The 25,066-nt window shown below is 71.3% G+C and carries 23 protein-coding genes and 4 pseudogenes; 19 read left to right on the top strand and 8 right to left on the bottom strand.

The genetic code is table 11. The features are described 5' to 3' along the window. Positions 1-9: 9 nt before the first annotated feature. Together H8R17_RS16885 and H8R17_RS16880 are read right to left on the bottom strand one after the other, a co-directional pair. On the bottom strand, positions 10-777 hold the full coding sequence (locus tag H8R17_RS16885) for a hypothetical protein (protein WP_187824021.1): 768 nt from the start codon (positions 775-777) through the stop codon (positions 10-12). Between the two features lie 158 nt (positions 778-935). Next, positions 936-2,606, bottom strand: coding sequence for a PucR family transcriptional regulator ligand-binding domain-containing protein (locus H8R17_RS16880; RefSeq protein ID WP_187824020.1), 1,671 nt, complete (start codon positions 2,604-2,606; stop codon positions 936-938). 334 nt (positions 2,607-2,940) lie between these two features. On the opposite strand from H8R17_RS16880, the gene H8R17_RS16875 reads away from it, so the two are divergent. The 5 genes from H8R17_RS16875 to H8R17_RS16855 all read left to right on the top strand — a co-directional run bounded on the left by H8R17_RS16875 (position 2,941) and on the right by H8R17_RS16855 (position 9,550). After that, positions 2,941-3,831 carry a xanthine dehydrogenase family protein subunit M gene (locus H8R17_RS16875; RefSeq protein ID WP_187824019.1) on the top strand — a complete coding sequence of 297 codons (891 nt, stop codon included), beginning with the start codon at positions 2,941-2,943 and terminating at the stop codon, positions 3,829-3,831. Then, positions 3,831-4,391 (top strand): (2Fe-2S)-binding protein, encoded by a 561-nt coding sequence (locus tag H8R17_RS16870; protein ID WP_187824018.1) that lies wholly within the window; start codon positions 3,831-3,833, stop codon positions 4,389-4,391. Before H8R17_RS16875 ends, H8R17_RS16870 begins: the two co-directional genes overlap by 1 nt. A gap of 2 nt (positions 4,392-4,393) precedes the next feature. Continuing rightward, positions 4,394-6,775 (top strand): xanthine dehydrogenase family protein molybdopterin-binding subunit, encoded by a 2,382-nt coding sequence (locus H8R17_RS16865; protein WP_187824017.1) that lies wholly within the window; start codon positions 4,394-4,396, stop codon positions 6,773-6,775. 103 nt (positions 6,776-6,878) lie between these two features. Next, on the top strand, positions 6,879-8,336 hold the full coding sequence (locus H8R17_RS16860; RefSeq protein WP_187824016.1) for an NCS2 family permease: 1,458 nt from the start codon (positions 6,879-6,881) through the stop codon (positions 8,334-8,336). Positions 8,337-8,398: 62 nt separating this feature from the next. Continuing rightward, the gene (locus H8R17_RS16855; protein WP_187824015.1) at positions 8,399-9,550 is read left to right on the top strand and encodes an XdhC family protein; all 1,152 of its coding nucleotides are present in this window, start codon (positions 8,399-8,401) and stop codon (positions 9,548-9,550) included. Positions 9,551-9,602: 52 nt separating this feature from the next. Here H8R17_RS16855 and H8R17_RS16850 read toward each other — a convergent pair whose 3' ends face one another. The 4 genes from H8R17_RS16850 to H8R17_RS16835 all read right to left on the bottom strand — a co-directional run bounded on the left by H8R17_RS16850 (position 9,603) and on the right by H8R17_RS16835 (position 12,361). Continuing rightward, on the bottom strand, positions 9,603-10,004 hold the full coding sequence (locus tag H8R17_RS16850; protein WP_187824079.1) for an SRPBCC family protein: 402 nt from the start codon (positions 10,002-10,004) through the stop codon (positions 9,603-9,605). 135 nt (positions 10,005-10,139) lie between these two features. Further along, entirely contained in the window at positions 10,140-10,451 is a 312-nt protein-coding gene (locus H8R17_RS16845; RefSeq protein WP_187824014.1) for a DUF3040 domain-containing protein, read from the bottom strand. 136 nt (positions 10,452-10,587) lie between these two features. Then, positions 10,588-12,009, bottom strand: a complete 1,422-nt coding sequence (locus tag H8R17_RS16840) for a family 43 glycosylhydrolase (protein ID WP_187824078.1) — start codon at positions 12,007-12,009, stop codon at positions 10,588-10,590. A 106-nt stretch (positions 12,010-12,115) separates the two neighbouring features. Further along, the gene (locus tag H8R17_RS16835; protein WP_187824013.1) at positions 12,116-12,361 is read right to left on the bottom strand and encodes a hypothetical protein; all 246 of its coding nucleotides are present in this window, start codon (positions 12,359-12,361) and stop codon (positions 12,116-12,118) included. Between the two features lie 210 nt (positions 12,362-12,571). Here H8R17_RS16835 and H8R17_RS16830 point away from each other — a divergent pair, with 210 nt between their 5' ends. The 3 genes and pseudogenes from H8R17_RS16830 to H8R17_RS16820 form a co-directional block, all read left to right on the top strand. Further along, positions 12,572-13,012, top strand: coding sequence for a Fur family transcriptional regulator (locus H8R17_RS16830; RefSeq protein ID WP_187824012.1), 441 nt, complete (start codon positions 12,572-12,574; stop codon positions 13,010-13,012). Positions 13,013-13,058: 46 nt separating this feature from the next. Next, positions 13,059-13,595, top strand: a pseudogene (locus tag H8R17_RS16825) (FAD-dependent oxidoreductase); the annotation flags it as partial. A gap of 42 nt (positions 13,596-13,637) precedes the next feature. Continuing rightward, positions 13,638-13,784 (top strand): annotated as a pseudogene (locus H8R17_RS16820) (SLC13 family permease); the annotation flags it as partial. Between the two features lie 182 nt (positions 13,785-13,966). Here the strand turns inward: H8R17_RS16820 and H8R17_RS16815 are convergent. After that, positions 13,967-14,491, bottom strand: a complete 525-nt coding sequence (locus H8R17_RS16815) for a GNAT family N-acetyltransferase (protein ID WP_187824011.1) — start codon at positions 14,489-14,491, stop codon at positions 13,967-13,969. 46 nt (positions 14,492-14,537) lie between these two features. On the opposite strand from H8R17_RS16815, the gene H8R17_RS16810 reads away from it, so the two are divergent. The 9 genes and pseudogenes from H8R17_RS16810 (at position 14,538) to H8R17_RS16775 (ending at position 20,871) form a co-directional block, all read left to right on the top strand. After that, the gene (locus H8R17_RS16810; protein ID WP_187824010.1) at positions 14,538-15,236 is read left to right on the top strand and encodes a helix-turn-helix domain-containing protein; all 699 of its coding nucleotides are present in this window, start codon (positions 14,538-14,540) and stop codon (positions 15,234-15,236) included. Between the two features lie 152 nt (positions 15,237-15,388). Further along, a pseudogene (locus H8R17_RS16805) lies at positions 15,389-15,637 on the top strand (BCCT family transporter); the annotation flags it as partial. A gap of 79 nt (positions 15,638-15,716) precedes the next feature. Beyond that, the gene (locus H8R17_RS16800) at positions 15,717-16,001 is read left to right on the top strand and encodes a BCCT family transporter (RefSeq protein ID WP_187824009.1); all 285 of its coding nucleotides are present in this window, start codon (positions 15,717-15,719) and stop codon (positions 15,999-16,001) included. 99 nt (positions 16,002-16,100) lie between these two features. Further along, on the top strand, positions 16,101-17,186 hold the full coding sequence (locus H8R17_RS16795) for an S-(hydroxymethyl)mycothiol dehydrogenase (protein ID WP_187824008.1): 1,086 nt from the start codon (positions 16,101-16,103) through the stop codon (positions 17,184-17,186). Beyond that, positions 17,186-17,821, top strand: a complete 636-nt coding sequence (locus tag H8R17_RS16790) for an MBL fold metallo-hydrolase (RefSeq protein ID WP_187824007.1) — start codon at positions 17,186-17,188, stop codon at positions 17,819-17,821. Before H8R17_RS16795 ends, H8R17_RS16790 begins: the two co-directional genes overlap by 1 nt. A gap of 106 nt (positions 17,822-17,927) precedes the next feature. Next, a pseudogene (locus H8R17_RS46770) lies at positions 17,928-18,125 on the top strand (anthranilate synthase component I family protein); the annotation flags it as partial. Positions 18,126-18,268: 143 nt separating this feature from the next. After that, positions 18,269-19,180, top strand: coding sequence for a dihydropteroate synthase (gene folP, locus H8R17_RS16785; RefSeq protein ID WP_187824006.1), 912 nt, complete (start codon positions 18,269-18,271; stop codon positions 19,178-19,180). Positions 19,181-19,348: 168 nt separating this feature from the next. Continuing rightward, positions 19,349-19,711: a bifunctional 3-phenylpropionate/cinnamic acid dioxygenase ferredoxin subunit gene (locus H8R17_RS16780; protein ID WP_187824005.1), complete on the top strand. Its 363-nt coding sequence runs from the start codon at positions 19,349-19,351 to the stop codon at positions 19,709-19,711. Then, entirely contained in the window at positions 19,708-20,871 is a 1,164-nt protein-coding gene (locus H8R17_RS16775) for an FAD-dependent oxidoreductase (protein WP_187824004.1), read from the top strand. The genes H8R17_RS16780 and H8R17_RS16775 overlap by 4 nt, the downstream gene beginning before the upstream one ends. Before the next feature lie 148 nt (positions 20,872-21,019). Here the strand turns inward: H8R17_RS16775 and H8R17_RS16770 are convergent, their stop codons facing one another. Further along, a complete protein-coding gene (locus H8R17_RS16770) occupies positions 21,020-21,817 on the bottom strand; it encodes an IclR family transcriptional regulator (protein WP_187824003.1) in 798 nt (265 codons plus the stop codon). Positions 21,818-22,164: 347 nt separating this feature from the next. On the opposite strand from H8R17_RS16770, the gene H8R17_RS16765 reads away from it, so the two are divergent. After that, the gene (locus tag H8R17_RS16765) at positions 22,165-24,603 is read left to right on the top strand and encodes an FAD-dependent oxidoreductase (protein ID WP_187824002.1); all 2,439 of its coding nucleotides are present in this window, start codon (positions 22,165-22,167) and stop codon (positions 24,601-24,603) included. A gap of 147 nt (positions 24,604-24,750) precedes the next feature. After that, positions 24,751-25,066 (top strand): tetrahydrofolate dehydrogenase/cyclohydrolase catalytic domain-containing protein (locus H8R17_RS16760; protein WP_316959422.1); only part of this gene is annotated, 316 nt, incomplete at its 3' end.

The following is a 25,066-nucleotide window of genomic DNA, read 5'->3' as shown; positions in this document are numbered from 1 at the left end:
CCCACCCCGCTACGCCGTCGCCGCTCCCGCGGGCGGCGGGGTCAGCTGGCGGGAGAGCCAGGTAGGGACGCCGCCGAGGAGGCGGAAGAGACGGCGGGCCTCCTCGCGCAGGCGGGACGCCTCCGGTTCGGGTTCCGTGTCGGCCAGGGAGGCCAGCGCGGGGGCCGTGCCGACCAGGTAGCCGAGTTCCTCGCGGATGCGGAGGGACTCGGCGAAGCCGTGCCGTGCCTCGGCCACGTCGCCGTCACGCAGGGCCAGCCCGGCCAGATGGCGCCAGGTGAAGGACAGCAGGAGAGGGTCGGCGTGAGCCGTGGCGCCGGCGTGGGCGCGGCGGTAGGCGGCACGGGCGGCCTGCGGGGAGAGCGTCAGGTTCTCCGCCAGCAGGCCGCGGCGGAAGTCCAGCAGGGCCCTGCCCGGTGCCCCCGGAGGGATCAGCGCCGCCGCCCGGCCCAGCGCGGCCCGCGCCTCGTCGGCCCGGTCGCGCACGGAGTGCAGCGTCGCGGCGTACGCAAGTTGCCCGCGTTCACAAGCGGCCGCGCCCCGCTCCTCGTCGCCGTGGGCCAGCGCCTCCGCGGTGCGCAGCGCGTCCTCGGCGTCCTCCCAGCCCTGCTCGGTGTACAGGCACCGCTCCACCAGCAGCGCCGCACGCTGCAGCGACGCCGCCGCGGTGACCGGCGTCAGCAGGGCGGCCGCGTCGGTCCAGCAGGCGCGTGAGCGCAGCCGCCATACCGCGGTCTGGAGTGGATCGTCACCGGCGGTCGTTCCGTTACCAGACATGGCGGTATCCGCCACATTGCCCTCCCCGAGCACACCATTGAGCTGTTGAGTGGTGGCCGCATTCCAGCACCAATGGACGTGTCCGGCCAAGGGGGTGGGTGAAGGATTTCACAAAGTCGTGGGATCAACCGGCACGCGGTGCCTCGTTCTTGGGGGCCTCAGCTCATGCGCAGTGCCAGGAAGAAATCGAGCTTGTCCTCCAGCCGGGAGAGGTCGCGGCCCGTCAACTGCTCGATCCGGCCCACCCGGTAGCGCAGCGTGTTGACGTGCAGGTGGAGGCGGTTCGCGCAGCGCGTCCAGGAGCCGTCGCAGTCGAGGAAGGCCTCCAGGGTGGGGATGAGTTCGGCGCGGTGGCGGCGGTCGTAGTCGCGCAGGGGGTCCAGGAGGCGGGCCGTGAAGGCCCGGCGTACGTCGTCCGGGACGAACGGCAGCAGGAGGACGTGCGAGGCCAGTTCCTGGTGGCCTGCCGCGCAGACGCGGCCCGGGCGGGCCGCCGCCACCCGGCGGGCGTGCCGGGCCTCCTCCAGCGCGCCGCGCAGGCCCTCCGCCGAGTGCACGGCCGCGCTGACGCCGAGGGTGACCCGGCCGTCGTCGTTCAGGCCGGCCGTCAGCGGCTCGCGGACCGAGTCGAGGAGCGCGTCGGCGAGTATGCCGGTCTCCGAGCCGTCGTGCTCCGAGGAGACCGCGGGCAGGGGCACGAGCGCCATCGCCTCGTCGCCGGTGTGGGCCACGGCGATGCGGTCGGAGGGCTCGGGGCCGGTCGACACCGGGTCGACGAGGATCTCCTCCAGGAGGGCCTGCGCGGCCGGACCCGCCTCGACGGCGTCGTTTGCCCACTCGACCCGGGCCACCACCACCTGCCAGTGCGGTGCGGCGCCCAGGCCGGGCAGCAGCACCGGGGCAGCGACGCGCAGGCGGGCGGCGATCTCGGTGGGGGCGGCTCCCGTCCGGACGAGTTCCAGGACCTCCTGCGCCAGGCGGCGGCGGACCGTGCGGGACGCGTCGCGGCGGTCCCGCTCGACCGCGATCAGCTGCGTGACGCCGTACAGCAGGTCGAGCCGCTCCCCGGGCCAGTCCCCGGCGTCCGCCTCCACCGCCAGCAGCCAGTCGGACAGCACGGTCTCGCGCACGTCCCGCGCGGCCTGCGGGGCCCGCCCGCCGGAGCGGACCGGGAAGAGGCTGTACGGCGTCGAGGCCACGGACGTGCGGTGCGGGCCGCGGCGGCCCGTGCGGGTGGCCGCCAGGTGCTCGGCGGCCAGCCGCGCGCACACGTCGGCGGGCAGGCCCCCCACGGCCTTCGGGCCCGCGATGAGGCGGCCGGTGGGGGACAGCACCCAGGCGCGCAGGTCCAGGTCCGAGCCGAGCAGGTCCAGGACGACGTCCGGGCCGCCGCCCGCCGGGCCAGAGGTCATCATCCGGCGGTGCCGGTCGACGACGGCCGCGAGGTCGCCCGCCCGCTCGCCGCTCACCTGCCGTACGACGTGCTCGGTGATCGTCGCGAACGCCACCGACTCGTGCACCGCGAAGAGCGGGAGGTGATGCCGTGCGCAGGCCACGACCAGGTCGTCCGGGACGTCGCCCAGCTCGGCCTCGCCGGCCGCGAGCGCGGCGACGCCCGCCTGCACCAGGATCCGTACGAACGGCTCGGAGTCCTTGGCGTCCCGGCGCCAGGCCAGCCCCGTGAGCACCAGCTCCCCGCCCGAGAGATAGCGGCTGGGGTCCCTCAGGTCGGTGGTCATCACGCCCCGCACGGTGCGGTCCAGCTCGTCCTCGCCGTCGAGCAGCTTCAGGCCCAGAGCGTCGGTGTCCAGCAGTGCGCGCAGCCGCATTCTCGTCGCCGCCGTTCTCTGTCTCGAAATCTACGGTGCAGGGTGAGGGATCGCGGGCGTGGGGACCCTGATCGGCTGTGTTCCAGGTCACGCGGCTGTGGCGCGCGTTTCACCGGCAAAACGAGGAGGTTACTGAGGACCTCCGTTCATACGAATCTACAAGATGCCCGCCCTGGCCAGCCAACTCCTTCATGGTTTCCGTGACTGACCCTGTCGGAGGACGCAGCGGTGTACTGGCCCCACTCCGCGTAAAACAGCACAAGGACGAGCCGGGCCCGCCGCATACGGATTGGCTCAATCTGTACGACCCACGAGACGAAGAAGAGAGCCGGTCATGGACTTCCTTCGCCCCGCCAGCTGGGAGGAGGCGCTCGCCGCGAAGGCCGAGCACCCCACCGCTGTGCCGATTGCGGGCGGCACCGACGTGATGGTCGAGATCAACTTCGACCACCGCCGGCCCGAGTACCTGATGGACCTGAACCGCATCGGTGACCTCTTCGAGTGGGAGGCCGGCGAGGAGACCGTGCGGCTCGGCGCCTCCGTCCCGTACACGAGGATCATGGAGAACCTGCGCGTCGAGCTGCCCGGTCTCGCCCTCGCCTCGCACACGGTCGCCTCCCCGCAGATCCGCAACCGCGGCGGCGTCGGCGGCAACCTCGGCACCGCATCCCCGGCCGGCGACGCCCACCCGGCCCTGCTGGCTGCGGGCGCCGAGGTCGAGGTCGAGTCGGTGCGCGGTGCACGCCGTATCCCGATCGACGACTTCTACACCGGCGTGAAGCGCAACGCGCTGGCGTCCGACGAGCTCATTCGCGCCGTCCACCTCAAGAAGGCCGACGGCCCACAGCAGTTCTCCAAGGTGGGTACGCGCAACGCCATGGTGATCGCCGTGTGCGCCTTCGGGCTCGCGCTGCACCCGCAGAGCCGTACGGTCCGTACGGGGATCGGGTCGGCGGCGCCCACGCCCGTCCGGGCGAAGGCCGCGGAGGAGTTCCTGAACGCCGCTCTGGAAGATGGCGGCTTCTGGGACAACGGAAAGATCATCACCCCGTCGGTCGCGAAGCAGTTCGCCGAGCTGTGCTCGGCCGCCTGCAACCCGATCGACGACGTCCGGGGCACCGCGAGCTACCGCCGCCACGCGGTCGGCGTCATGGCCCGCCGCACGCTGACCTGGACCTGGGAGTCGTACCGCGGCACCCGCGGCATCACGGAGGGAGCGGCGTAATGCGCGTCAACTTCACGGTCAACGGACGTCCGCAGGAGGCCGACGACGTGTGGGAGGGCGAGTCCCTGCTGTACGTGTTGCGGGAGCGGCTCGGCCTGCCGGGTTCGAAGAACGCCTGTGAGCAGGGCGAGTGCGGGTCGTGCACGGTGCGGTTGGACGGGGTGCCCGTGTGTTCGTGCCTGGTGGCGGCGGGACAGGTGGAGGGCCGCGAGGTCGTCACTGTGGAGGGCCTGGCCGACTACGCCAGGCAGCGGGCCTGCGGTTCGTCTCCCGACGAGGCCGAGTCGTCCGACTCCCAGACCGGCGAGGGCACCGGCGCATCCCCGCGCGCAGCGCTCTCTCCGGTCCAGCAGGCGTTCATCGACGCCGGCGCCGTCCAGTGCGGCTTCTGCACGCCGGGCCTGCTCGTCGCCGCCGACGAGATGCTGGAGCACAACCCGAACCCGACCGACGCCGACATCCGCGAGGCCCTGTCGGGCAACCTGTGCCGCTGCACCGGCTACGAGAAGATCATGGACGCGGTCCGCCTCGCGGCCGCCCGGCAGGGAGAGGAGGTCTGAGCATGCCCACCAACGGCGCTCCTACGAAGATCACGCAGAGCTCCCGGACCAGGGGCGGCATCGGCGAGTCCACGCTCCGCCCGGACGGCACCCTCAAGGTCACCGGCGAGTTCGCGTACTCGTCCGACATGTGGCACGAGGACATGCTGTGGGGCCAGATCCTCCGCTCGACCGTCGCCCACGCCGACATCGTGTCCATCGACACGAGCGAAGCCCTCACGACGCCGGGCGTCCACGCCGTCATGACGTACGACGACCTGCCCACCGACGTGAAGAACTATGGCCTGGAGATCCAGGACACCCCCGTCCTCGCGCACGGCAAGGTCCGCCACCACGGCGAGCCCGTCGCCCTCGTCGCCGCCGACCACCCGGAGACCGCCCGCCGCGCCGCCGCGAAGATCAGGGTGGAGTACCGGGAGCTGCCGGTCGTCACGGACGAGGCGTCCGCGACCGCGCCGGACGCGGTCCTGGTCCACGAGGGCCGCGAGGACCACCACGCCGGCCATGTCCCGCACCCGAACATCGTCCACCGCCAGCCGATCGTGCGCGGGGACGCCGCCGCCGCCCGCGAGCGTGCCGACGTGATCGTCGAGGGCGAGTACACCTTCGGCATGCAGGACCAGGCATTCCTCGGCCCCGAGTCGGGACTCGCCGTGCCGGACGAGGACGGCGGCGTGCACCTCTACATCGCCACCCAGTGGCTGCACAGCGACCTGCGCCAGATCGCGCCCGTGCTCGGCCTGCCCGAGGACAAGGTGCGCATGACGCTGGCCGGCGTCGGCGGCGCGTTCGGCGGGCGCGAGGACCTGTCGATGCAGATCCACGCCTGCCTGCTGGCGCTGCGCACCAGCAAGCCCGTCAAAATCGTCTACAACCGATTCGAGTCCTTCTTCGGGCACGTCCACCGCCACCCGGCCAAGCTGTACTACGAGCACGGGGCCACCAGCGACGGCAGGCTGACCCACGTCACGTGCCGGATCGTGCTGGACGGCGGCGCGTACGCCTCCGCCTCACCGGCGGTCGTCGGCAACGCCGCCTCGCTCGGCGTCGGCCCGTACGAGGTCGAGCACGTCGACATCGAGGCGCTCGCCCTCTACACCAACAACCCGCCGTGCGGCGCGATGCGCGGCTTCGGCGCGGTGCAGGCATGCTTCGCCTACGAGGCGCAAATGGACAAGGTCGCCGACCGGCTGGGCCTGGACCGGGTGGAGTTCCGGCAGCTCAACGCCATGTCGCAGGGCACCCTGATGCCGACCGGGCAGGCCGTCGACTCCCCGGCGCCGGTCGCCGAACTCCTGCGCCGCGTCAAGGCGATGCCGATGCCGCCGGAGCGCCAGTGGGAGAGCAGCGAGGGCGCCGACGTACGGCAGCTGCCCGGCGGGCTGTCCAACACCACGCACGGCGAGGGCGTCGTACGCGGCGTCGGCTACGCGGTCGGCATCAAGAACGTGGGTTTCTCCGAGGGCTTCGACGACTACTCGACCGCGCGCGTGCGCATGGAGGTCGTGGGCGGGGAGCCCGTCGCGACCGTGCACACGGCGATGGCGGAGGTCGGCCAGGGCGGCGTCACCGTCCACGCGCAGATCGCCCGCACCGAGCTGGGCGTCACGCAGGTGACGATCCGCCCGGCGGACACACAGGTGGGCAGCGCCGGTTCGACGTCCGCCTCGCGGCAGACGTACGTCACCGGCGGCGCCGTGAAGAACGCCTGCGAGATCGTCCGCGAGAAGGTGCTGGAGATCGGGCGCCGCAGGTTCGGCTCCTACCACCCGGCGTGGGCGACGGCCGAGCTGCTGCTGGAGGGCGGCAAGGTCGTCACCGACGGCGGCGAGGTGCTGGCCGGCCTGGTGGACGTGCTCGGCGACGAGGCCGTGGAGGTCGAGGCGCAGTGGCGGCACCGGCCGACCGAGCCCTTCGACCTGCGCACCGGCCAGGGCAACGGGCACGTGCAGTACTCCTTCGCCGCGCACCGCGCCGTCGTCGAGGTCGACACCGAGCTCGGCCTGGTGAAGGTGATCGAGCTGGCCTGCGCGCAGGACGTCGGTAAGGCGCTCAACCCGCTGTCCGTGCTCGGCCAGATCCAGGGCGGCACGACACAGGGCCTGGGCGTCGCGGTGATGGAGGAGATCGTCGTCGACCCCAAGACGGCCAAGGTACGCAACCCGTCCTTCACGGACTACCTGATCCCCACCATCCTCGACACCCCGACCATCCCGGTCGACGTCCTCGAACTCGCCGACGAGCACGCCCCGTACGGCCTGCGCGGCGTCGGCGAGGCACCGACCCTGTCCTCGACCCCGGCCGTCCTCGCGGCGATCCGCAACGCGACGGGCCTGGAGCTGAACAGGACGCCGGTACGCCCGGAACACCTCACGGGCATGTGAGTTCCCCTGGGGGACTTCGTCCCCCGGGCCCCCTATGTTCGTCTCGGGCCGTCCCCCGGGTCGTGCACATCCCAACCCCCTGTGAAACTTGGGAGACGGCACCATGACCCAGCAGTCAGTGGAGCCCAGGACCACAGCCGAAGACGCGGGCGAAGGCACCCGCGTCCCGGCCGGACGGTCCTGGCTCGACCGGTATTTCCACATATCCCGACGAGGATCCACGCTCGGCCGTGAAGTGCGCGGCGGCGTCACCACCTTCATGGCGATGGCGTACATCCTCCTGCTCAACCCCGTGGTCCTGTCCGGCAAGGACGCCGCGGGGAACACCCTGGGCCAGCAGGCCCTGATCACCGCGACCGCGTTCGCGGCGGCCGTCACCACGTTGCTGATGGGGTTCGTCGGCAAGGTGCCGCTCGCCCTCGCCGCCGGACTCTCCGTCTCCGGAGTCATCTCCTCGCAGGTCGCCCCGCAGATGACCTGGCCGCAGGCGATGGGCATGTGCGTGATGTACGGCGTGGTCATCATGCTGCTGGTCGTCACCGGCCTGCGCGAGATGATCATGAAAGCGATCCCGCTCGCGCTCAAGCACGGCATCACGATGGGCATCGGCCTGTTCATCGCCCTCATCGGCTTCTACAAGTCCGGCTTCGTGCACCAGGGCGAGGCCACCCCGGTCACCCTCGGCCCCGCGGGCGAACTGGCCGGCTGGCCGGTCCTCCTCTTCGCCGGCACCCTGCTCCTGATCTTCATGCTCCAGGCCCGGAACATCCCCGGCGCCATCCTCGTCGGCATCATCAGCGGCACGCTCGTCGCCTGGATCCTGAACGCCGCCGGGGTCATCGACCCCAAGCAGTGGGCGGCCGGCGCGCCCGAACTGCACGGCAGCGCGGTCTCCATGCCCGACTTCTCGCTCTTCGGCGACGTGGAGTTCGGCGGCTGGAGCCAGGTCGGCGCGATGACCGTCGGCATGATCGTCTTCACTCTGGTGCTCGCCGGGTTCTTCGACGCGATGGCGACCATCATCGGCGTCGGCACCGAGGCCAAACTGGCCGACGACAAGGGCCGGATGCCGGGCCTGTCCAAGGCGCTGTTCATCGACGGCGCGGGCGGCGCGATCGGCGGTGTGTCGGGCGGCTCCGGTCAGACCGTGTTCATCGAGTCGGCGACCGGCGTCGGCGAGGGCGCCCGCACGGGCCTCGCCTCCGTCGTCACCGGCCTGTTCTTCGCGGCCTGCCTGTTCTTCACCCCGCTCACCGCGATCGTCCCGCAGGAGGTCGCGTCCGCCGCGCTGGTCGTCATCGGCGCGATGATGCTGATGAACGCCCGGCACGTCGACTGGGCCGACCGCGCCACCGCGATCCCGGTGTTCCTCACGGTCGTCCTGATGCCGTTCACGTACACCATCACCACCGGTGTCGCCGCGGGCGTCATCTCGTACACCGCCATCAAGACCGCCCAGGGCAAGGCGCGGGAGATCGGCGCCTTCATGTGGATCCTGACGGCGGTGTTCCTGATCTACTTCGCCCTCAACCCGATCGAGAGCTGGCTGGGCGTGCACTAGCGCCCGTTGCCCTGGCCCGGCGAGAAGCCCTGCCCGCAACCCCTGTCAGGAGACCGAGAGACATGCTGGACATCGCCGAGGAACTGAACCGGTGGGCCGGGCAGGGCCGTGACTTCGCCGTGGCCACCGTGGTGGCCGTCAGCGGCAGCGCGCCCCGCCCGCCCGGCGCCGCGCTCGCGGTGGACGCCGACGGCACGGCGGTCGGCTCGGTCTCCGGCGGCTGCGTGGAGGGCGCCGTGTACGAGCTGTGCCGGCAGGCGCTGCAGGACGGCGACACCGTCCTGGAACGCTTCGGCTACAGCGACGAGGACGCCTTCGCCGTCGGCCTGACCTGCGGCGGGGTCGTCGACATCCTCGTCACGCCGGTGCGGGCGCCGGACCCCGCCCGCCCGGTGGTCGCGTCCGCGCTCGCCGCCGCCGCGCGAGGGGAGGCGACGGCGGTGGCGCGGATCGTGCCCGGCCCGCCGGAGCTGACGGGCCGGGCCCTGCTGGTCCGCCGCGACGGCTCGTACGACGGCGGCTTCGGCGCCCACCCCGAACTGGACCGGACGGTCGCGGCCGAGGCGGGCGCCTTCCTGGACGCCGGGCGCACCGGCACCCTGGAGATCTCAGAGCAGGGCTCTCGCTGCGGAGCACCGCTCACGGTTCTCGTCGAGTCCTCCGTCCCCCCGCCCCGGATGATCGTCTTCGGCGCGATCGACTTCGCGTCGGCCCTGGTCCGGGCCGGCAAGTTCCTCGGCCACCACGTCACCGTGTGCGACGCGCGGCCCGTGTTCGCGACGCGGGCGCGCTTCCCGGAAGCCGACGAGATCGTCGTCGAGTGGCCCCACCGGTACCTGGAGCGCACGGACGTCGACGCCCGCACGGTCCTGTGCGTCCTCACCCACGACGCCAAGTTCGACGTACCCCTGCTGACGCGGGCGCTGCGCCTGCCGGTCGCGTACGTCGGCGCCATGGGCTCCCGCCGCACCCACCTGGAGCGCAACGACCGGCTGCGCGAAGCCGGCGTCACCGAGCTGGAGTTGGCGCGGCTGAGGTCACCCATCGGCCTGGACCTCGGCGCCCGTACGCCTCAGGAGACGGCCCTGTCGATCGCCGCGGAGATCGTCGCCGCTCGCCGCGGCGGCAGCGGCGTCCCGCTCACCGGCGCGCACACCCCGATCCACCACGACGCGACCTCCCGGCCGGCGGGACGCATCGGGTCGGTGGCCTGAGCCGGGGCACGGCCCGAGGAAGGCCGGACCACGGCAAGGGGCCGGGGGCACCTCACGCCCGCCTGAGCAGCCGGTTCACCGCCCGCCCGAACACATACCGTGCCGCCCGCTCCAGCACGCCGTCGAAGAACCCGGGCAGCAGGCGGACCCGCAACTCCTCTCGCCACAGCACGCGCGTACGGCCACCCGGACCCGGCCGTACCTCGATCTCGGCCCAGCCCAGAACCACGCGGCCCCGCTTCTCCAGCCGGCACAGCCCGGACACGTCCCCCTCCGGCGGCCGCCACACCGTGACCTCCATCGTGTCGTCGAAGGCGAACGGGCCGAGGCCCGTGCGGACCACGACGACCGTGCCCTGCCGGGTCGGCGCGGCCGGGACGACGGTGACGCGGGTGAGGGGGACCGCCTCGCCGTGGCGGGGCCACTCCGTGAGTCGGCGCCACGCCTCGGCCATCGGGAGCGGTGCCGTGCGCTGGAGGAGAAAGGTTGCTGCCACGGGGTGATCTTAAGGAGTGCGGCCGTGCGCGACGCGGTCAGCCTGTCAGCGCGTTCGTATACGCCCTCGGCCGCGTGTTCCCGCAGCGCGGCCCTATGGTCGCTCCGTCCACCGGCACAGCGTGCGGAACACCGCGAACAGGGCCAGCGGCCACAGGGCGGCGAAGGCCCAGATCACCGCCGGCTCCGAGGTGACGATCCCGGCGACCATGAGCGCGACCGACACCGCGAGCAGACTCACGACCGTCCGCAGCCGGGGGCTGTAGGCGGCCAGGCGGGCCAGGTCGGGGAAGCGACGCGCACGCAGGGTGCGCAGCCGGCGGTCGAGGCGGCGGTCGCGCCTGAGCGCCCGCTCCATCTCGTCGAGGATGCGCTGCTCGTGATCGGGGAGCCGACCGGTTGACACTGCCTCTCCTCGTCCTCGCGACGACCCTTGCCGTGCGCCCGTCCCGCCTCCCTACACGGCTGGACGGCCGGACGGAAACCGAGTGCCCGTACCGGCCGCCGGCTAACCGCGCGGCGAGCTCACCCGCCGCCGGGCGTCACTGCGCGTAGAAGGTGGCGTCCGCCCGGTCGGTGGCCGTGCTGGGCGTCTGCACGTTCAGCAGGTACTCCCAGTGCCGGATGTACCGCCCCGGGTAGTTGGACGACTCGTACGACACCCCGGCCGCGTCCGCCAGCCCCGCCCGCCTGACGAACGTCGCGTCGGCGGCGAACTGCGCCGTGCCGTCGTTCTTCTCCAGCCACACCTCGAAGTTCTTGTGTCGCAGGTAGTAGCCGGGGAAGTTGGCCGACTCCAGCGAGACCGTGCCGCTGCCGGTCAGGCCCCGCACCTCGCGGAACTGCGAGTCGGCGAGCTTGGTCACGTTCGCCTCGATCCGGGCCCGGAAGTCGTAGTGGCGGACGAACCGGTCCGGGAAGTTGTACGACGACAGCCGGTACGGGGTGACCCCGTCGGCCACCGGGATGCCGAAGTTCGGGGTGCCGTCGGCGTTCCAGTACAGCTTCTGCACGCGGGTGCGGCGGTTGGGGTCGGCCAGCGGATCGCCGCTGATGTCCTTGTAGCCGCGGTCGTGGTAGACGAGGATGTCGCTCTTGCCGTCCTCGGAGACGGTGAAGGAGTTGTGCCCCGGACCGTACTGGCTCGTCGAGGCGTTGCTAGTGAACACCGGCGTGGCACTCTTGCTCCAGGACGCCTGGCTGAGCAGGTTCGCGCCAGCGTTCGCGGTCAGCAGGCCCAGGCAGTAGTTGCTGTCGGTGGCGCTCGCCGAGTACGTCATGAACACCTTGCCGCCGCGCTGGATCACCGCAGGGCCCTCGTTGACCTTGTAGCCGACGGTCTCCCAGGAGTGGGTGGGCCGCGACAGCATCACCGGAGTGCCGGTGATCGTCCAGGGGTTGGCCATCCTCGCGAGATAGATGTCCGTGTTGTTGTTCACGGACGGGTCGCGTTGCGCCCAGGCCAGGTAGCGCACCCCGTTCACCACGAACGTCGTGGCGTCCAGGGAGAAGCTCTCCCACTCTGTCCTGATCTGGCCCTTCTCCGTCCAGGCGGCGGTCAGCGGGTTCGCGCCGGTGCCCTCCAGGACGTACATGCGGATCGCCCACACGTCGTTGGTGGCGCCGGCGGCGAAGTAGACGTACCACTTGGCGTCGATGAAGTGGATCTCCGGCGCCCAGATGTGCGCGCCCATCACCCCGCTGGCGTGCTTGGTCCAGATCGTTGTCTCGGGGGCGGACTTCAGGCCCTGGATGGTGGTCGCCCGGCGCAGCACGATCCGGTCGTACTCGGGCACGGTCGCGGTGAAGTAGTAGTAGCCGTCGGTGTGCCGGAAGATGTGCGGGTCGGCGCGCTTCTCCGCGATCGGGTTGGTGTATGTCACGGCCGGCGAGGCGGGCACGGCGGCCTGCGCGGTGCCGCCGGGCCCGGCGAGGCAGGCGGCCACGGCGACGAGGAAGGCCATGAGCAGGCGTACGGCGATGCGTCTGTGTCTCAACGGAGTTCTCCAGTGCGGGGGTGTCGGTGAGGTCAGGCGGTGGGGACGAGCCGCCACTGCTGGCAGGCGTTGTTCAGCCATGCCCACTGCCTACGTCGGTACAGCCAGGACCACTGCGGAGGACGCCGGTGAAGGTTGTCGTCACCAGGAAGTAGTTCCCGTCGTGGTACGTCAGCCTGGGGCCGGCGCCCTTGGCCGACTTCAGCGGGTTGGTGTACGGGCGGCCGTCCGCCGCGGACGCCGGCTGCACCCCCGTCACCAGGGCGAGGAGCACGGCGAGCACACACACGAGCAGGGGGGCTGCGGTGGGGCGAGGCATACGGGACCGTCCCTGTCCGTCACGCCAGCGTCCGTTATTTCGAACGTAGTTCGTGAATTCGGTCAGAAGATAAGGACGGGGTGTGTTCGCGTCAATGGTTTCGGCAAGTGGCCGATCTCCGGCGGCTCGATCCTTTGTGGATCGACATGAAAACCATGTTCAATTAGCATGGTGTGCCGACAACGCGCCGGTCGAGCGAGGGGTCCAGTGATGACCGACACGGAGGAGAGGCCGAAGGGCGCGCGGGGCCGCGCCCCGGCCCTGCGCCGCACCCGCCAGCGGCGGGCCGTGCTCGACACCCTGGGCCGCTGCCGCGAGTTCGTCTCAGCGCAGGAACTGCACGCGCTGCTCGCCGACTCCGGCAGCACCGTCGGGCTCACCACCGTCTACCGCACCCTGCGCGAGCTGGACCGCGCCGGGCTCGTCGATGTCGTGCGCGACGACGGCGGTGAGCGGATGTACCTGCGGCGGCCGGCCGGCGAGCACCGCCACCACCTCATCTGCCGCGGCTGCGGCCGCAGCCGGCCCGTCGACTCCGAGCCCGTCGAGGAGTGGGCCGCCCGCCTCGCCGAGATCACCGGCTTCACGCAGCTCCAGCACACCCTCGAACTCAGCGGGGTGTGCGCCCGCTGCGCCGCTCCGCCGTCCTGACGAGGCACCGCTCACCCGGTACCGGGCCCCCAAACCCGTGCACCGGAGCACGCCTGGCGCGGACGGCAAGCGCGTCGACAAGCCGATGCCGGAGCGGGTGCGCGGCTGGGCACGGGTCGTGCAGAAGTACGGCGACTGGTCGATGTACCGGTTCCTGACCGAGCAGGCCGGCCTGGACGAGCGCACCATCGATTTCGTCGGCACCCTGGAGAACCTCCCCTCACGCCTGCCGCTGTCCTTCGTCCACAGCTTCATCAGCCAGTCGCTGATCAGCCCGGACACCGAGTTCTGGGAGCTGGTCGGCGGCACGGCCGTCCTGCCGGACGCGATGCTGCGAGACGTGGCCGACGAGCTGCGCCTGAACCGGCGCGTCACGCACATCGAGTACTGGGACCCCGACCGGCCCGGCGACCCCGGGCACGTGCGCGCCGACGGCCCCCACGTGTGGGTCGACACCGTCTCCGAGGGCCGCGACGGCAAGGTCGTGCGCGAGCAGTTCACAGGTGACCTCGCGATCGTCACGGTGCCGTTCTCCGGGCTGCGGCAGGTGCAGGTCAGCCCGCTGATGTCGTACTCCAGACAGGTCGATCAGGTCGATGCCGGTGATGCCGAGGTCGCGGGTGAGACCCCGGTCACCGGCCCCTGGACGCAGGCCGAGAAGCGCTGCGCGCTGCTGCTCGGCACGGTCGTGGTCCTGTGGTGCAGCGAGCGGCTGCACCAGGTGTCGCCCGCGATCGTCGCACTGATCGGCGCGGTCATCGCCTCGTTGCCCCCGGAGTTCTGTCCGCGGTCGTCGTCGGCACGGCGGCCGCGAGGCGGCCGTGGCTCCCTCAGCAGGCTCCCGAGCGCGGGCACGCCGTTCGCGTACATGACGGTGACGATGTGACCGTTGTGTGGCCACGGCAGCCGTGCGGGCGGGAGCGCCTGTGCGGGTGCCGCCGGGGGCGTCTGGGGTCATTCCGGCTGCCCTGGGGTCAGGTCCCGTTGCAGGAGAAAGGTGCCGATCCAGCGGCCGTGCTTGTACCCGACCCCGACCAGATGGCCGGCCTCGGTGAAGCCGAAGCGGCGGTGCAGGGCGAGGGAGGCGTCGCTGCCGGTGTCGGCGATGACGGCGATCATCTGCCGCATCCCGGCCCGGGTGGACCCGGCGACGAGTGCGCTCAGCAGAGCCGCACCGAGCCCCCGGCCGGTGGCGTCGGGCGCCAGGTAGACGGTGTCCTCCACGGTGTACCGGTAGGCCGGCTTGGGCCGCCACTGGGCTGCGCAGGCGAAGCCGGCCACCATGCCGGAAGACTCGGCGACGAGGAAGGGCAGTTTCCGCCCGGTGAGGTCGTCCAGCCGCCGCTCCCAGTCGGCGACGGTCGGCGGGGTCTCCTCGAAGGTGGCCACGGTGTGGCGGACGTAGTGCGTGAAGATGTCGGCCACGGTCCTGAGGTCGGAGGGAAGCGCCGGGCGGACGATCGCCTTGGGTATGCTCACCGGATGCTCATTTCTCTATGGTGGAAACTATTGCTATTATAGAGGAATGCTGGATCTGGTGACATTGGGCAAGCGTCTGCAGGGTGTGCGGCATGACCTGGGCCTGACCCTGCAGCAGCTGGCGGACGCGGCCGAGGTGAGCGTGAGCATGCTGTCGTCGGTGGAGCGCGGCCAGAAGGCGCCCACCGTCGTCGTGCTCGCCCGCATCGCCGGCGGGCTCGGCGTTCCCCTCGCCGAACTGGTCGCCCAGTGCGAGGACTCGCGCGTCATCGTGCGCCGCGCCGCCGACCAGGACACCGTCGACGAACCGGGAGGATGGCGGCGCACCATCCTCACCCCGGTCGTGCCCGGCGTGAACTTCGAATGGATCCGCACCACGCTGCCGCCGGGCTGCGACGCGGGCGACTTCCCCGCCTACGCCCCCGGCTCCCACGAGTTCATCGCCGTCGAATCCGGAATCCTGCGTCTGACGCTCGGCGACAGAACCATGGATCTCGACGCGGGGGATTCGGTGTACTTCGCCGCCGACGTCACACACGGCTACGCCAACCCCGCCTCGGTGCCGTGTACGTATCACGTCGCCGCACTCATCATGCGCCCTCGCGCCGCGCCGCCGCGCGAGGGTTCGCCGGCCGGTGGGGACCATGTCGGTGAACTCCCGGGCAAGGTCGCAGGCGGCGCTGATCTCCGGGCAGGCGCTGCTGCGCAAACCGCGGCGCCCGCTGACGCACCCCCGCATCTGTAAGCGAACGGCTCGTGGGTACTCGCCGCAGCGTATCGAGATCCGCGCGGCGGAGCCGGTGGCACCGTCGCGGGTCGGTCATCGAAGGGAGCCGGAGATGAGCATGGTCAAGGAAACGGTGGAGGTCGAGGGAGCCCACCAGGAATCTCGGCACGGTCGCCGAGACGACGCCGGGCCGGATCATCGACAACTTCGGCTGGCTGTTCGTCCTGACGAGTTCCGGGTTCGTGGTGCTGGCGACGGTGCTCGCGTTCAGCCGGTTCGGATCCATCCGGCTCGGCAGAGACAGTGAGCGCCCGGAGTTCAGCACCGCGTCCTGCGTGGCGATGATGTTCAGCGCCGGCATGGGGATCGGCCTCATGTTCTTCGGGGCGAGCGAGCCGATCATGCATATGTCCAGCCCGGCGCCGGCTCCGCGAAGGCGGGCAGCGAGGACGCCGCCCGTCTGGCGCTGGAGTACACATTCTGGTCGGCCTGTTCTTCGTGAGCGGCGCGGATGCGGCGTCCGTCGTCCTCGGCATGCTCTCCTGGGCGGTGCTGTTGCTGGCCGGAGGCCTGGAGGCGGTCAAGCAGGTGGCCATCATCGCCGCGTTCCCGTTCCTCTTCGTGATGATCGGCCTGTGCGTCTCCCTCGTGAAGGCACTGCGCGCCGAGCCGGTCCCCGCCCCGTCGGCGGAACGGGAAGGCGTCGCCGACACCACCGGCGAGCCGGCGCCGGACGACGGTGTACGGCCGGCCGAGTCGACCCGGTTGGAGCCAACCCCTTGACCCTCGGCATGCTGCTCCACGATGCTCGGTTGCGTATAGCGGTGCGTGTATCGAATTAGGCAACGCACTCGCGAGGGTTTCCCGCTTGAGGAGCAGTTCATGGCTCACGAGGTTCGTGCCGTCGTCGCCCGGAAGAAGGGCGCACCAGTCTCCGTCGAAACGATCGTCGTCCCCGACCCCGGTCCGGGTGAGGCGCTGGTCAAGGTCGAGGCGTGCGGCGTCTGTCATACCGATCTCCACTACCGCGAGGGCGGGATCAACGACGACTTCCCCTTCCTGCTGGGGCATGAGGCGGCAGGTCGCGTCGAGGCGGTCGGAGAGGGGGTCACCGGCGTCGAGCCCGGCGACTTCGTCATCCTCAACTGGCGTGCGGTGTGCGGCCAGTGCCGGGCTTGCAGCAAGGGCAAGCCCTGGTACTGCTTCGCCACCCACAACGCCACACAACCGATGACGCTGCTCGACGGCACCCCGCTCTCGCCGGCACTCGGCATCGGCGCGTTCGCGGAGAAGACGCTGGTCGCCGCAGGGCAGTGCACCAAGGTGGACCCCGCGGCCCCGGCGGCGGCAGCCGGTCTGCTCGGGTGCGGCGTCATGGCCGGCTTCGGCGCGGCCGTGAACACCGGTGCCGTCGGCCGGGGCGACTCCGTCGCCGTCATCGGCTGCGGCGGGGTCGGAATGGCCGCCGTCGCGGGGGCGAGGCTGGCCGGGGCGAGCAAGGTCATCGCCGTCGACATCGACCAGCGCAAGCTGGACCGGGCCACGACCATGGGGGCCACCCACACGGTCGACGGGGCGAAGGGCGATGTCGTGGAAGCGGTGCGCGAGCTGACGGGCGGCTTCGGCGCTGACGTCGTCGTGGAGGCGGTCGGCCGCCCCGAGACGTACCGGCAGGCCTTCTACGCCCGCGACCTGGCCGGCACGGTCGTGCTGGTCGGCGTGCCCACCCCGGAGATGAAGGTGGAGCTGCCCCTGCTCGACGTCTTCGGGCGGGGCGGCTCGCTGAAGTCCAGCTGGTACGGCGACTGCCTGCCCTCGCGCGACTTCCCGGCCCTCATCGACCTCTATCTGGGAGGCCGTTTCGACCTGGACGCGTTCGTCTCCGAGACCATCGGCCTCGGTGACGTGGAGGAGGCGTTCGAGAAGATGCACGGCGGCGACGTGCTGCGCTCGGTGGTGGTGCTGTGATGGCCGGTGCACCGCGCATCGAACGCCTCGTCACCAGCGGGACCTTCAGCCTCGACGGCGGAACCTGGGACGTCGACAACAACGTCTGGATCATCGGTGACGACGACGAGGTGGTCGTCATCGACGCGGCACACGATTCCGACGCGGTCCTGGCGGCCGTCGGTGACCGTCGTCTGTCGGCCATCGTGTGCACCCACGCCCACGACGACCATGTGCGCGCTGCGCCGGACGTCGCCCTGGCCACGGGCGCGCCCATTCTCCTGCACCCTGACGACCAGGTGCTGTGGAAGATGGTGCACCCCGGTCGGCGGCCCGACGGCCCGCTCGTCGACGGTGACGCACTCATGGTGGCGGGCATCGGCCTGCGTGTCCTCCACACGCCCGGGCACGCTCCGGGTGCCGTGTGCCTGTACGCACCCGAACTGGGCGCACTGTTCAGCGGTGACACGCTGTTCGCCGGAGGACCCGGCGCGACCGGGCGCTCGTACAGCGACTTCGGCACGATCATCAGCTCCATCGGTGATCGGCTGCTGACCCTGCCGGGCGAGACGGTCGTCCACACCGGACACGGCGATACGACGACCGTCGAGGCGGAAGCACCGCACCTGGAGGAGTGGGCCGCCCGCGGCTGGTGACAGGGGCGCCGCCATGCCGGCCGGGGCGATCGAGTGCCCGCGTGTCTCCTCGGGCGAGACCCGCGAACGAGAGCCCGGCCCGGCCGGCATGCGGTCGTCGCGGGCCTCCGGGCCGGTCAAGGGCACGGGCCGTACGGCGGACGACCTGTCTGGAGAAGGACCATGCCGAGAGCGTGATGATCGTGGACCTGGTCCGCAACGACCGGGGCGGGTCTGCGCCACCGGATCCGTGCCCGGCCCGGCCGCGACCGCGCCCAGATCCAGTGCGCTGCGCATCATCGACGCGCTGGAGACCACGCCCCGCCGCACTTCCACCTGCCTTGACAGTGCCGCGCGGCCATCCTCAGACTCGTTGCTCAAAGCGCACATTGTTACTCTATATGCAACGAGGTCGACAGGTCCCATGATGACTCCCGCACGCCCCCTCGCCGACCCGCCCCGAGTCGCATGAGCACCGCCGCCCGGCCCGGCCGGGCCGCTCCCGCGCTCCATCCGCGAGGTCTTCCCCGCCCCGGCCGGACCCTGGTGATGGGCATCGTGAACGTCACGCCCGACTCGTTCTCCGACGGCGGGCGGTGGTTCGACCCGGAACGGGCCGTCGCGCACGGCCTCGCGCTGCTGGACGAGGGCGCGGACATCCTGGACGTGGGTGGCGAGTCGACCCGCCCCGGCGCCGCGCGCCCGGCCGTCGAGGAGGAGTTGCGGCGCGTGCTGCCGGTCGTCCGTGAACTTGCCGCCGCGGGCGCGACGGTCAGCGTCGACACCATGCGGGCCGAGATCGCCGCCCACGCCATCGAGGCCGGCGCCGCCCTGGTCAACGACGTCTCCGGCGGGCTCGCCGACCCGGCGATGCTGCCGCTGATGGCTCGGGCAGGTACGCCCTACGTGCTCATGCACTGGCGCGGGCACTCCGCGGGGATGCAGGCGAACGCCGTGTACGACGACGTCGTCACCGACGTGGTCGACGAGCTGCGGGCGCGAGTCGACGCGGCCCTGCGCGCCGGGGTCCCGGCGGACTGTCTCATCGTCGACCCGGGGCTCGGGTTCGCCAAGCACGCCGAGCACAACTGGCGCCTGCTCGGCCGTCTCCGGGAGGTCGCCGCGCTCGGCCGGCCGGTCCTGGTGGGTGCGGCGCGGAAGTCCTTTCTGGGTCAGCTGCTGACGGACCCGGAGACGGGGCGGCCCCGCCCGGCGCATCTGCGGGACGCGGCCACCTCCGCGGTGTCGGTCCTGGCTGCCGCGCAGGGCGCCTGGTGCGTGCGTGTCCACGACGTCGCCTCGACGGCCGACGCGGTGCGCGTGGCCGCTCGGTGGGGCCTCGAATCCGCGGCGACGCTGCTGCCGATGCCCCAGTTCTGAGAGGGCGCCCCAGTCTGACCTGCGTTTCTTATGGTGCGGAGCGTTGTGTACCACGCAACGCAGATAAGAGCGTCGGCCGCCCCGTGAACTCCTTGACAAGGTTTGTGGGCGCCCCCAGACTGGCGTTGCGTTCACCGCAATCAGTTTCGCTATACGCACCGAGGTGTCATGATGATTGCCGCGTGCCGTCTCGTGGATCTGCCCCGAGGCGAGGCCCACAGGCTCCACATCGACCCGCCGGTCTCGGTGTTCCACACCGACGACGGCGAACTCTTCGCCATCGACGACACATGCACCCACCAGGACGCCTCGCTCGCCGACGGCTGGCTGGAGGGCTGCGAGGTCGAATGCCCACTGCACGCCTCGAAGTTCAACCTCAAGACCGGAGCCGTCGACGCTCCGCCGGCCAAGCTCCCGGTGCGCACGCACGAGGTCTTCGTGGAGGACGGAATGATCTACGTCCAGTTGTCGACGGCAGCCCCGAACCTGCCTCCCTGTATCGCGGCCCGGCTGGCCGGGGGTGTCGCGTGAGGACAGTGGCCGTGGTGGGCGCGTCGCTGGCCGGTCTGTCAGCGGCGCGCTCGTTGCGGAAGCAGGGATACGACGGACGGCTGGTCGTCATCGGCGACGAAATCCATCGCCCGTACGACAGGCCGCCACTGTCCAAGGAGTTCCTGGCCGGCGGCATCGGCGAAGCCGATCTCGCACTGGAGCCGGACGACGAGGACCTGCAAGCGGAATGGCTGCTCGGAGCCCGCGCCGCCGGACTCGGCACCACGCCCCGCGCCGTGCGGCTCACCGACGGCCGGGACGTGCGGGCCGACGGCATCGTCATCGCCACCGGCGCCGCCGCGCGCACCCTGCCCGGCTCCGAGGGGCTGGCCGGAGTGCACGTCCTGCGCACCCTGGACGACGCCCGCGCCCTGCGGGACGAACTGGCCCGGGGCGGACGGCTGGTCGTGATCGGCGGCGGGTTCATCGGCGCCGAGGTCGCCTCCACCGCCTGCGCCCTCGGGGTCGACGTGACGGTGATCGAGGCGGCCCCGACGCCGCTCGCCGGACCGCTCGGCGCGACCATGGGGCGCGTCGTGTCCGCCCTCCACACGGACCACGGCGTACGCCTGTTGTGCGGCGTGGGCGTCAAGGCGCTGAGCGGCGAGAACCGCGTCGACGCCGTCCTGCTGGAGGACGGCCGCAGCATCCCCGCCGACACCGTCGTCGTGGGTGTCGGGGCCCGTCCCTGCGTCGAGTGGCTGGCCGGATCCGGTGTGGAACTCGACGACGGCGTCAAGTGCGGTGCGGACGGCCGTACCAGCCTGGCCGGGGTCGTCGCGGTCGGCGACTGCGCCTCCTGGTACGACCCGCGCGCAGGCACTCACCGCCGCGTCGAGCACTGGACCGGCGCCCGGGAACGCCCCGACGCGGCCGTGGCCGCCCTGCTGTCCTGGGGCGAGTCCGAACCGGGCAAGCCCCGGCCGCCGTACTTCTGGTCCGACCAGTACGGCGTGAAGATCCAGTTCGTCGGCAACGCGGCCCGCGCCGACAGCATGACGATCGAGGAAGGCACCGCGGACGATCGCAACGTCCTGGCCGTCTACCGGCGTGCCGGACACCCGGTCGCCGTACTCGGGATGAACCAGCCGCGGCTGTTCATGCGCTGGCGCAAGCAACTCGCGGCCGGGGCGCCCTGACAGGGGCACAGCCCTCGCTTCGGTGTGTTCCACGCCTTCGTCTGGGAGCGTCTGGGAGCGTCTGGGCGGGGGGCGGCCACAGTAGCGGCGGTTCACGGCGGGCCGGCACCTGGTGTGCAGGGCGCCCACCGAAGGCGGCGCGGCGGGCTCAGCCCAGGCAGCCCATGCGATGGCTGATCTCGTCCGCGCCCTTGACCAGCACCGGAGCGAGTTCGTGCATACGGTCCTCGGTGAGCCGGTACGCCGGTCCGGAGGCGCTGAGCGCCGCGACGACATCGCCGTCGCGGTTGCGGACCGGAGCGGCCATGGCGTGCAGGCCGAGTTCCAGTTCCTCCAGGGCCCAGGCGTAGCCGCTCTCGCGGACCGCGACGAGGTTCTTCTCCAGCTTCGTCTTCGCGGTGACGGTGTGCGCGGTGACCTTCTTCAGGCCCGTCGCGGCCAGCAGCGCGGCGCGTTCCTTGGCGGCCAGGTAGGCGAGCAGGATCTTGCCGCTCGAGGTGGCGTACAACGGCGTCAGCTGGCCGACCCAGTTCTGTGCGGCGACGGCCCCCGGGCCGCGCACCTGGTAGAGGTTGACGGCATAGTGCTCCTGCAGCACAGCGATGTTGACGGTCTCGCCGATCTCCTCGGCCAGTTCCTCGCAGACGGGGCGGCTCTGCTGGGTGATGTCGATGCGTCCGGTGACCGCGCCGGCCAGGCGGACGAGGCCGAAGCCGAGACGGTACTTGCCGCGCTCGCCCGCCTGTTCCACGAGGCCCCGCACCTCCAGGGCGCCGAGCAGCCGGAACGCGGTGGATTTGTGAACATTGATCTCGGCCGCCACCTCGCTGACGCCCGCCTCGCCGCGCCGGGCCAGGATCTCCAGCACGGTGATGGCGCGGTCGACGGACTTCACCCCACCGGTCGGCACCGTTGTCGTTTCGGTATCTGGATCGTAGTTGCTCATAACGCAACTATAGGGCGAGGCCCACGGAGGCGGGCAGGCCCGACCATCCCTGGGATGTCTTCATCCACATGCCCGCGGCACGAGGCCAACCGCGACAAGGTCGACGCCTGGATCAAGCAGGGCGTACGACTGCTCTGGTGAACCCCGCCGGAAAAGCCCGGCAGGCTGTGCCGACAGCCTGCCGGGCCTCGTCGTTTTCTGGTGATTCCTCCCCGCCGCCTCCGGAGGTTTTCCCGGCGTCGCGGACCCCTTGACACGTCTGTCCACGGCGGGCACATTGAGTTGCGCAACCTGAAGCGTGTTGCGCATACAGCAACTGGATCGCTTTCAATGTCGGAGGTGCGGCGATGGCGGGACCCCGGGTGGTCATCATCGGAGCGGGCGTCGTGGGCGCGGCGCTCGCCGATGAGATCTCCGCGCGAGGCTGGACCGAAGTGACCGTGGTCGACCAGGGCCCGCTGCCCGCCACCGGGGGATCGTCGTCGCACGCGCCGGGCCTGGTCTTCCAGACGAACCCCTCCAAGACCATGACCGAGATGGCCCGTTACACCGTCGAGAAGTTCTGCTCCCTCGACGTGGACGGGCAGCCCTGCTTCCTGCAGGTCGGCGGCCTGGAGGTGGCGACCAGCCCGGAGCGCGTCGCGGAACTGCAGCGGCGTCACGGCTGGCTCGCCGCCAGGGGCATCGAGGCCCGGCTGCTGAGCACCGAGGAGTGCGTCGAACGGCACCCGCTCGTCAACCCGGACAAGGTCCTCGGCGGTCTCCTGGTGCCCACGGACGGGCTCGCGAAGGCGGTCCTCGCCGTGGAGGCGCAGATCCGCCGGGCCACCGAGCGTGGTGTGCGTTTCCTGGCCCGCCACGAGGTCCTCGACGTCCGGCAGAGCGAGGGCCGCGTCACCGGCGTCGTCACCGACCAGGGCGAGATCCCCGCCGACATCGTCGTGTGCTGCGCCGGCATCTGGGGCCCGAAGATCGCCCGCCTGGTCGGTATGAACCTCCCGCTCACCCCGCTCGGCCACCAGCTCGCCTGGACCGGCCCGGTACCGGCGCTGGCGGGCCAGACGGAGGAGGCGGTGCGCCCGATCCTGCGCCATCAGGACGCCGACCTCTACTACCGCGACCGCTTCGAGACCCTGGGCATCGGCTACTACGGCCACCGCCCGATGCCCATCTCCGCCGACGACATCCTGTCCGTGGACGAGGCCGAGGAGATGCCGTCGGTCCTGAAGTTCACCGAGGACGACTTCGCGGCCGCCTGGAGTGAGACCCAGTCGCTGCTTCCCGCGACGCAGGAGGCCAAGGTCGAGGAGGGCATCAACGGCCTGTTCTCCCTCACCACCGACGGCCTGCCGCTGCTCGGGGAGTCCCCGGACGTCAGGGGCTTCTGGGTCGCCGAGGCCGTCTGGGTCACCCACTCCGCCGGGGTCGGGCGGGCCATGGCCGAGTGGCTGGTCGACGGCTACTGCTCCTCCTTCGACCTGCACGAGTGCGACGTCAACCGCTTCGAGCCGCACCAGTTGTCCCCGGAGTACGTGCTGGCCCGCGACTGCCAGAACTTCGTCGAGATCTACGACATCCTGCACCCGCTCCAGCCGTCGGGGGACCCGCGCCCGATCCGCACCAGCCCCTTCCACGTGCGCCAGCGGGAGCTGGGCGCTTTCTTCCTGGAGGCGAACGGCTGGGAGCGCCCGCAGTGGTACGAGGCCAACGCGGGCCTGGTCGACGGCCGTTCCATCCGCACGCCCAACGACTGGGCCGCGCGGTACTGGTCGCCCATCGTCGGCGCCGAGGCCCAGGTCACCCGCGAGAGCGTCGCGATGTACGACATGACGGCTCTCAAGCGCCTGGAGGTGAGCGGCCCCGGTGCTGCTGCCTTCCTGGAGCGGCTGGTCACCGGTAAGGTCGCCAAGTCCGTGGGCTCGGTGACGTTCACCCTGCTGCTCGACCACGACGGCGGTATCCGCAGCGACATCACCGTGGCCCGGCTGGCCCGCGACCTGTTCCAGGTCGGCGCCAACGGCAACCTGGATCTGGACTGGTTCATCCGTCACCTCCCTGCCGACGGCTCGGTCCAGGTCCGCGACATCACCCCCGGCACCTGCTGTATCGGCCTGTGGGGACCGCGCGCCCGCGAGGTCCTGCAGCCGCTGGCCGACGCGGACTTCTCGGCGAGCGGCCTGAAGTACTTCCGCGCCAAGCGCGCCCACATCGGCTCCGTCCCGGTGACGGCCATGCGTCTGTCGTATGTCGGTGAGCTCGGCTGGGAGCTGTACACCACGGCCGACCTGGGCCAGAAACTCTGGGACACGCTGTGGGCGGCGGCCGAGCCGCTGGGCGGCATCGTGGCAGGCCGCGGCGCCTTCAACAGCCTGCGTCTGGAGAAGGGCTACCGCTCTTTCGGCACCGACATGACCTACGAGCACGACCCCTACGAGGCCGGCGTCGGCTTCGCCGTCAAGCTCGACAAGGACGACTTCATCGGCAAGGCGGCGCTGGAGCGGCGCAAGGCGGAGGTACGGCGGAAGTTGACCTGCCTCACCATCGACGACCCGCGGGCGGTCGTCCTGGGCAAGGAGCCGGTGTACGACGGTGACTGCGCCGTCGGTTACGTCACCAGCGCCGCGTACGGCTACACGATCGGCAAGGGGATCGCCTACGCGTGGCTGCCGACGGAGCTCACCGCCCCAGGGACCGTCGTGCACATCGGCTACTTCGACCAGTCCGTCGAGGCGGCCGTCGCCGAAGAGCCGCTGTTCGATCCGACCATGTCCCGTCTTCGTGGCTGAGGGGTTCGCAGGGCGTGCCGTGGTCGGCCGCCCTTCGTCCGCGGATGCGTCGTGGCTGGTCACGCCCCGCGGCGGAGCCGCATATCGACACAGCCCCGCGCCCCTTGGGGGCGCTCAGTGTCAGCCCCGTTGGAAGGAGCACCCCCCGTGACCACCGCACAACTGCTCGACGGCAAGGCCACAGCCGCCATCATCCGCCGCGAACTCGCCGAACGTGTCGCCAAGTTGACCGTCACCACGGGCCGTGCGCCGGGCCTGGGCACCGTCCTGGTCGGCGACGACCCCGGCAGCCGCGCCTATGTCGCCGGCAAGCACCGCGACTGCGCACAGGTGGGCATCGCCTCCCTCCGTCGCGATCTGCCGGCCGACGCCTCGCAGCGGCAGGTCGAGGACGTCATCGACGAACTCAACGCCGACCCGGCCTGCACCGGCTACATCGTCCAGCTTCCGCTGCCGCGCCACC

This window comes from Streptomyces sp. TRM68367, from assembly GCF_014495685.1.
Taxonomy (GTDB): Bacteria; Actinomycetota; Actinomycetes; order Streptomycetales; family Streptomycetaceae; genus Streptomyces.
Note: the sequence above shows the minus strand (reverse complement) of the source record. Positions and strands in the feature narration are given on the sequence as shown.

Coding starts and splice junctions, on each gene's coding strand:
- H8R17_RS16795 (WP_187824008.1), top strand. CDS start 16,101: ATGGCTCACGAGGTTCGTGCCGTCGTCGCCCGGAAGAAGGGCGCACCA.
- H8R17_RS16880 (WP_187824020.1), bottom strand. CDS start 2,606: ATGCGGCTGCGCGCACTGCTGGACACCGACGCTCTGGGCCTGAAGCTG.
- H8R17_RS16875 (WP_187824019.1), top strand. CDS start 2,941: ATGGACTTCCTTCGCCCCGCCAGCTGGGAGGAGGCGCTCGCCGCGAAG.
- H8R17_RS16830 (WP_187824012.1), top strand. CDS start 12,572: ATGACCGACACGGAGGAGAGGCCGAAGGGCGCGCGGGGCCGCGCCCCG.
- H8R17_RS16840 (WP_187824078.1), bottom strand. CDS start 12,009: ATGGCCTTCCTCGTCGCCGTGGCCGCCTGCCTCGCCGGGCCCGGCGGC.
- H8R17_RS16860 (WP_187824016.1), top strand. CDS start 6,879: ATGACCCAGCAGTCAGTGGAGCCCAGGACCACAGCCGAAGACGCGGGC.
- H8R17_RS16780 (WP_187824005.1), top strand. CDS start 19,349: ATGATGATTGCCGCGTGCCGTCTCGTGGATCTGCCCCGAGGCGAGGCC.
- H8R17_RS16885 (WP_187824021.1), bottom strand. CDS start 777: ATGTCTGGTAACGGAACGACCGCCGGTGACGATCCACTCCAGACCGCG.
- H8R17_RS16850 (WP_187824079.1), bottom strand. CDS start 10,004: ATGGCCGAGGCGTGGCGCCGACTCACGGAGTGGCCCCGCCACGGCGAG.
- H8R17_RS16810 (WP_187824010.1), top strand. CDS start 14,538: ATGCTGGATCTGGTGACATTGGGCAAGCGTCTGCAGGGTGTGCGGCAT.
- H8R17_RS16870 (WP_187824018.1), top strand. CDS start 3,831: ATGCGCGTCAACTTCACGGTCAACGGACGTCCGCAGGAGGCCGACGAC.
- H8R17_RS16835 (WP_187824013.1), bottom strand. CDS start 12,361: ATGCCTCGCCCCACCGCAGCCCCCCTGCTCGTGTGTGTGCTCGCCGTG.
- H8R17_RS16790 (WP_187824007.1), top strand. CDS start 17,186: ATGGCCGGTGCACCGCGCATCGAACGCCTCGTCACCAGCGGGACCTTC.
- H8R17_RS16765 (WP_187824002.1), top strand. CDS start 22,165: ATGGCGGGACCCCGGGTGGTCATCATCGGAGCGGGCGTCGTGGGCGCG.
- folP (WP_187824006.1), top strand. CDS start 18,269: ATGAGCACCGCCGCCCGGCCCGGCCGGGCCGCTCCCGCGCTCCATCCG.
- H8R17_RS16770 (WP_187824003.1), bottom strand. CDS start 21,817: ATGAGCAACTACGATCCAGATACCGAAACGACAACGGTGCCGACCGGT.
- H8R17_RS16865 (WP_187824017.1), top strand. CDS start 4,394: ATGCCCACCAACGGCGCTCCTACGAAGATCACGCAGAGCTCCCGGACC.
- H8R17_RS16855 (WP_187824015.1), top strand. CDS start 8,399: ATGCTGGACATCGCCGAGGAACTGAACCGGTGGGCCGGGCAGGGCCGT.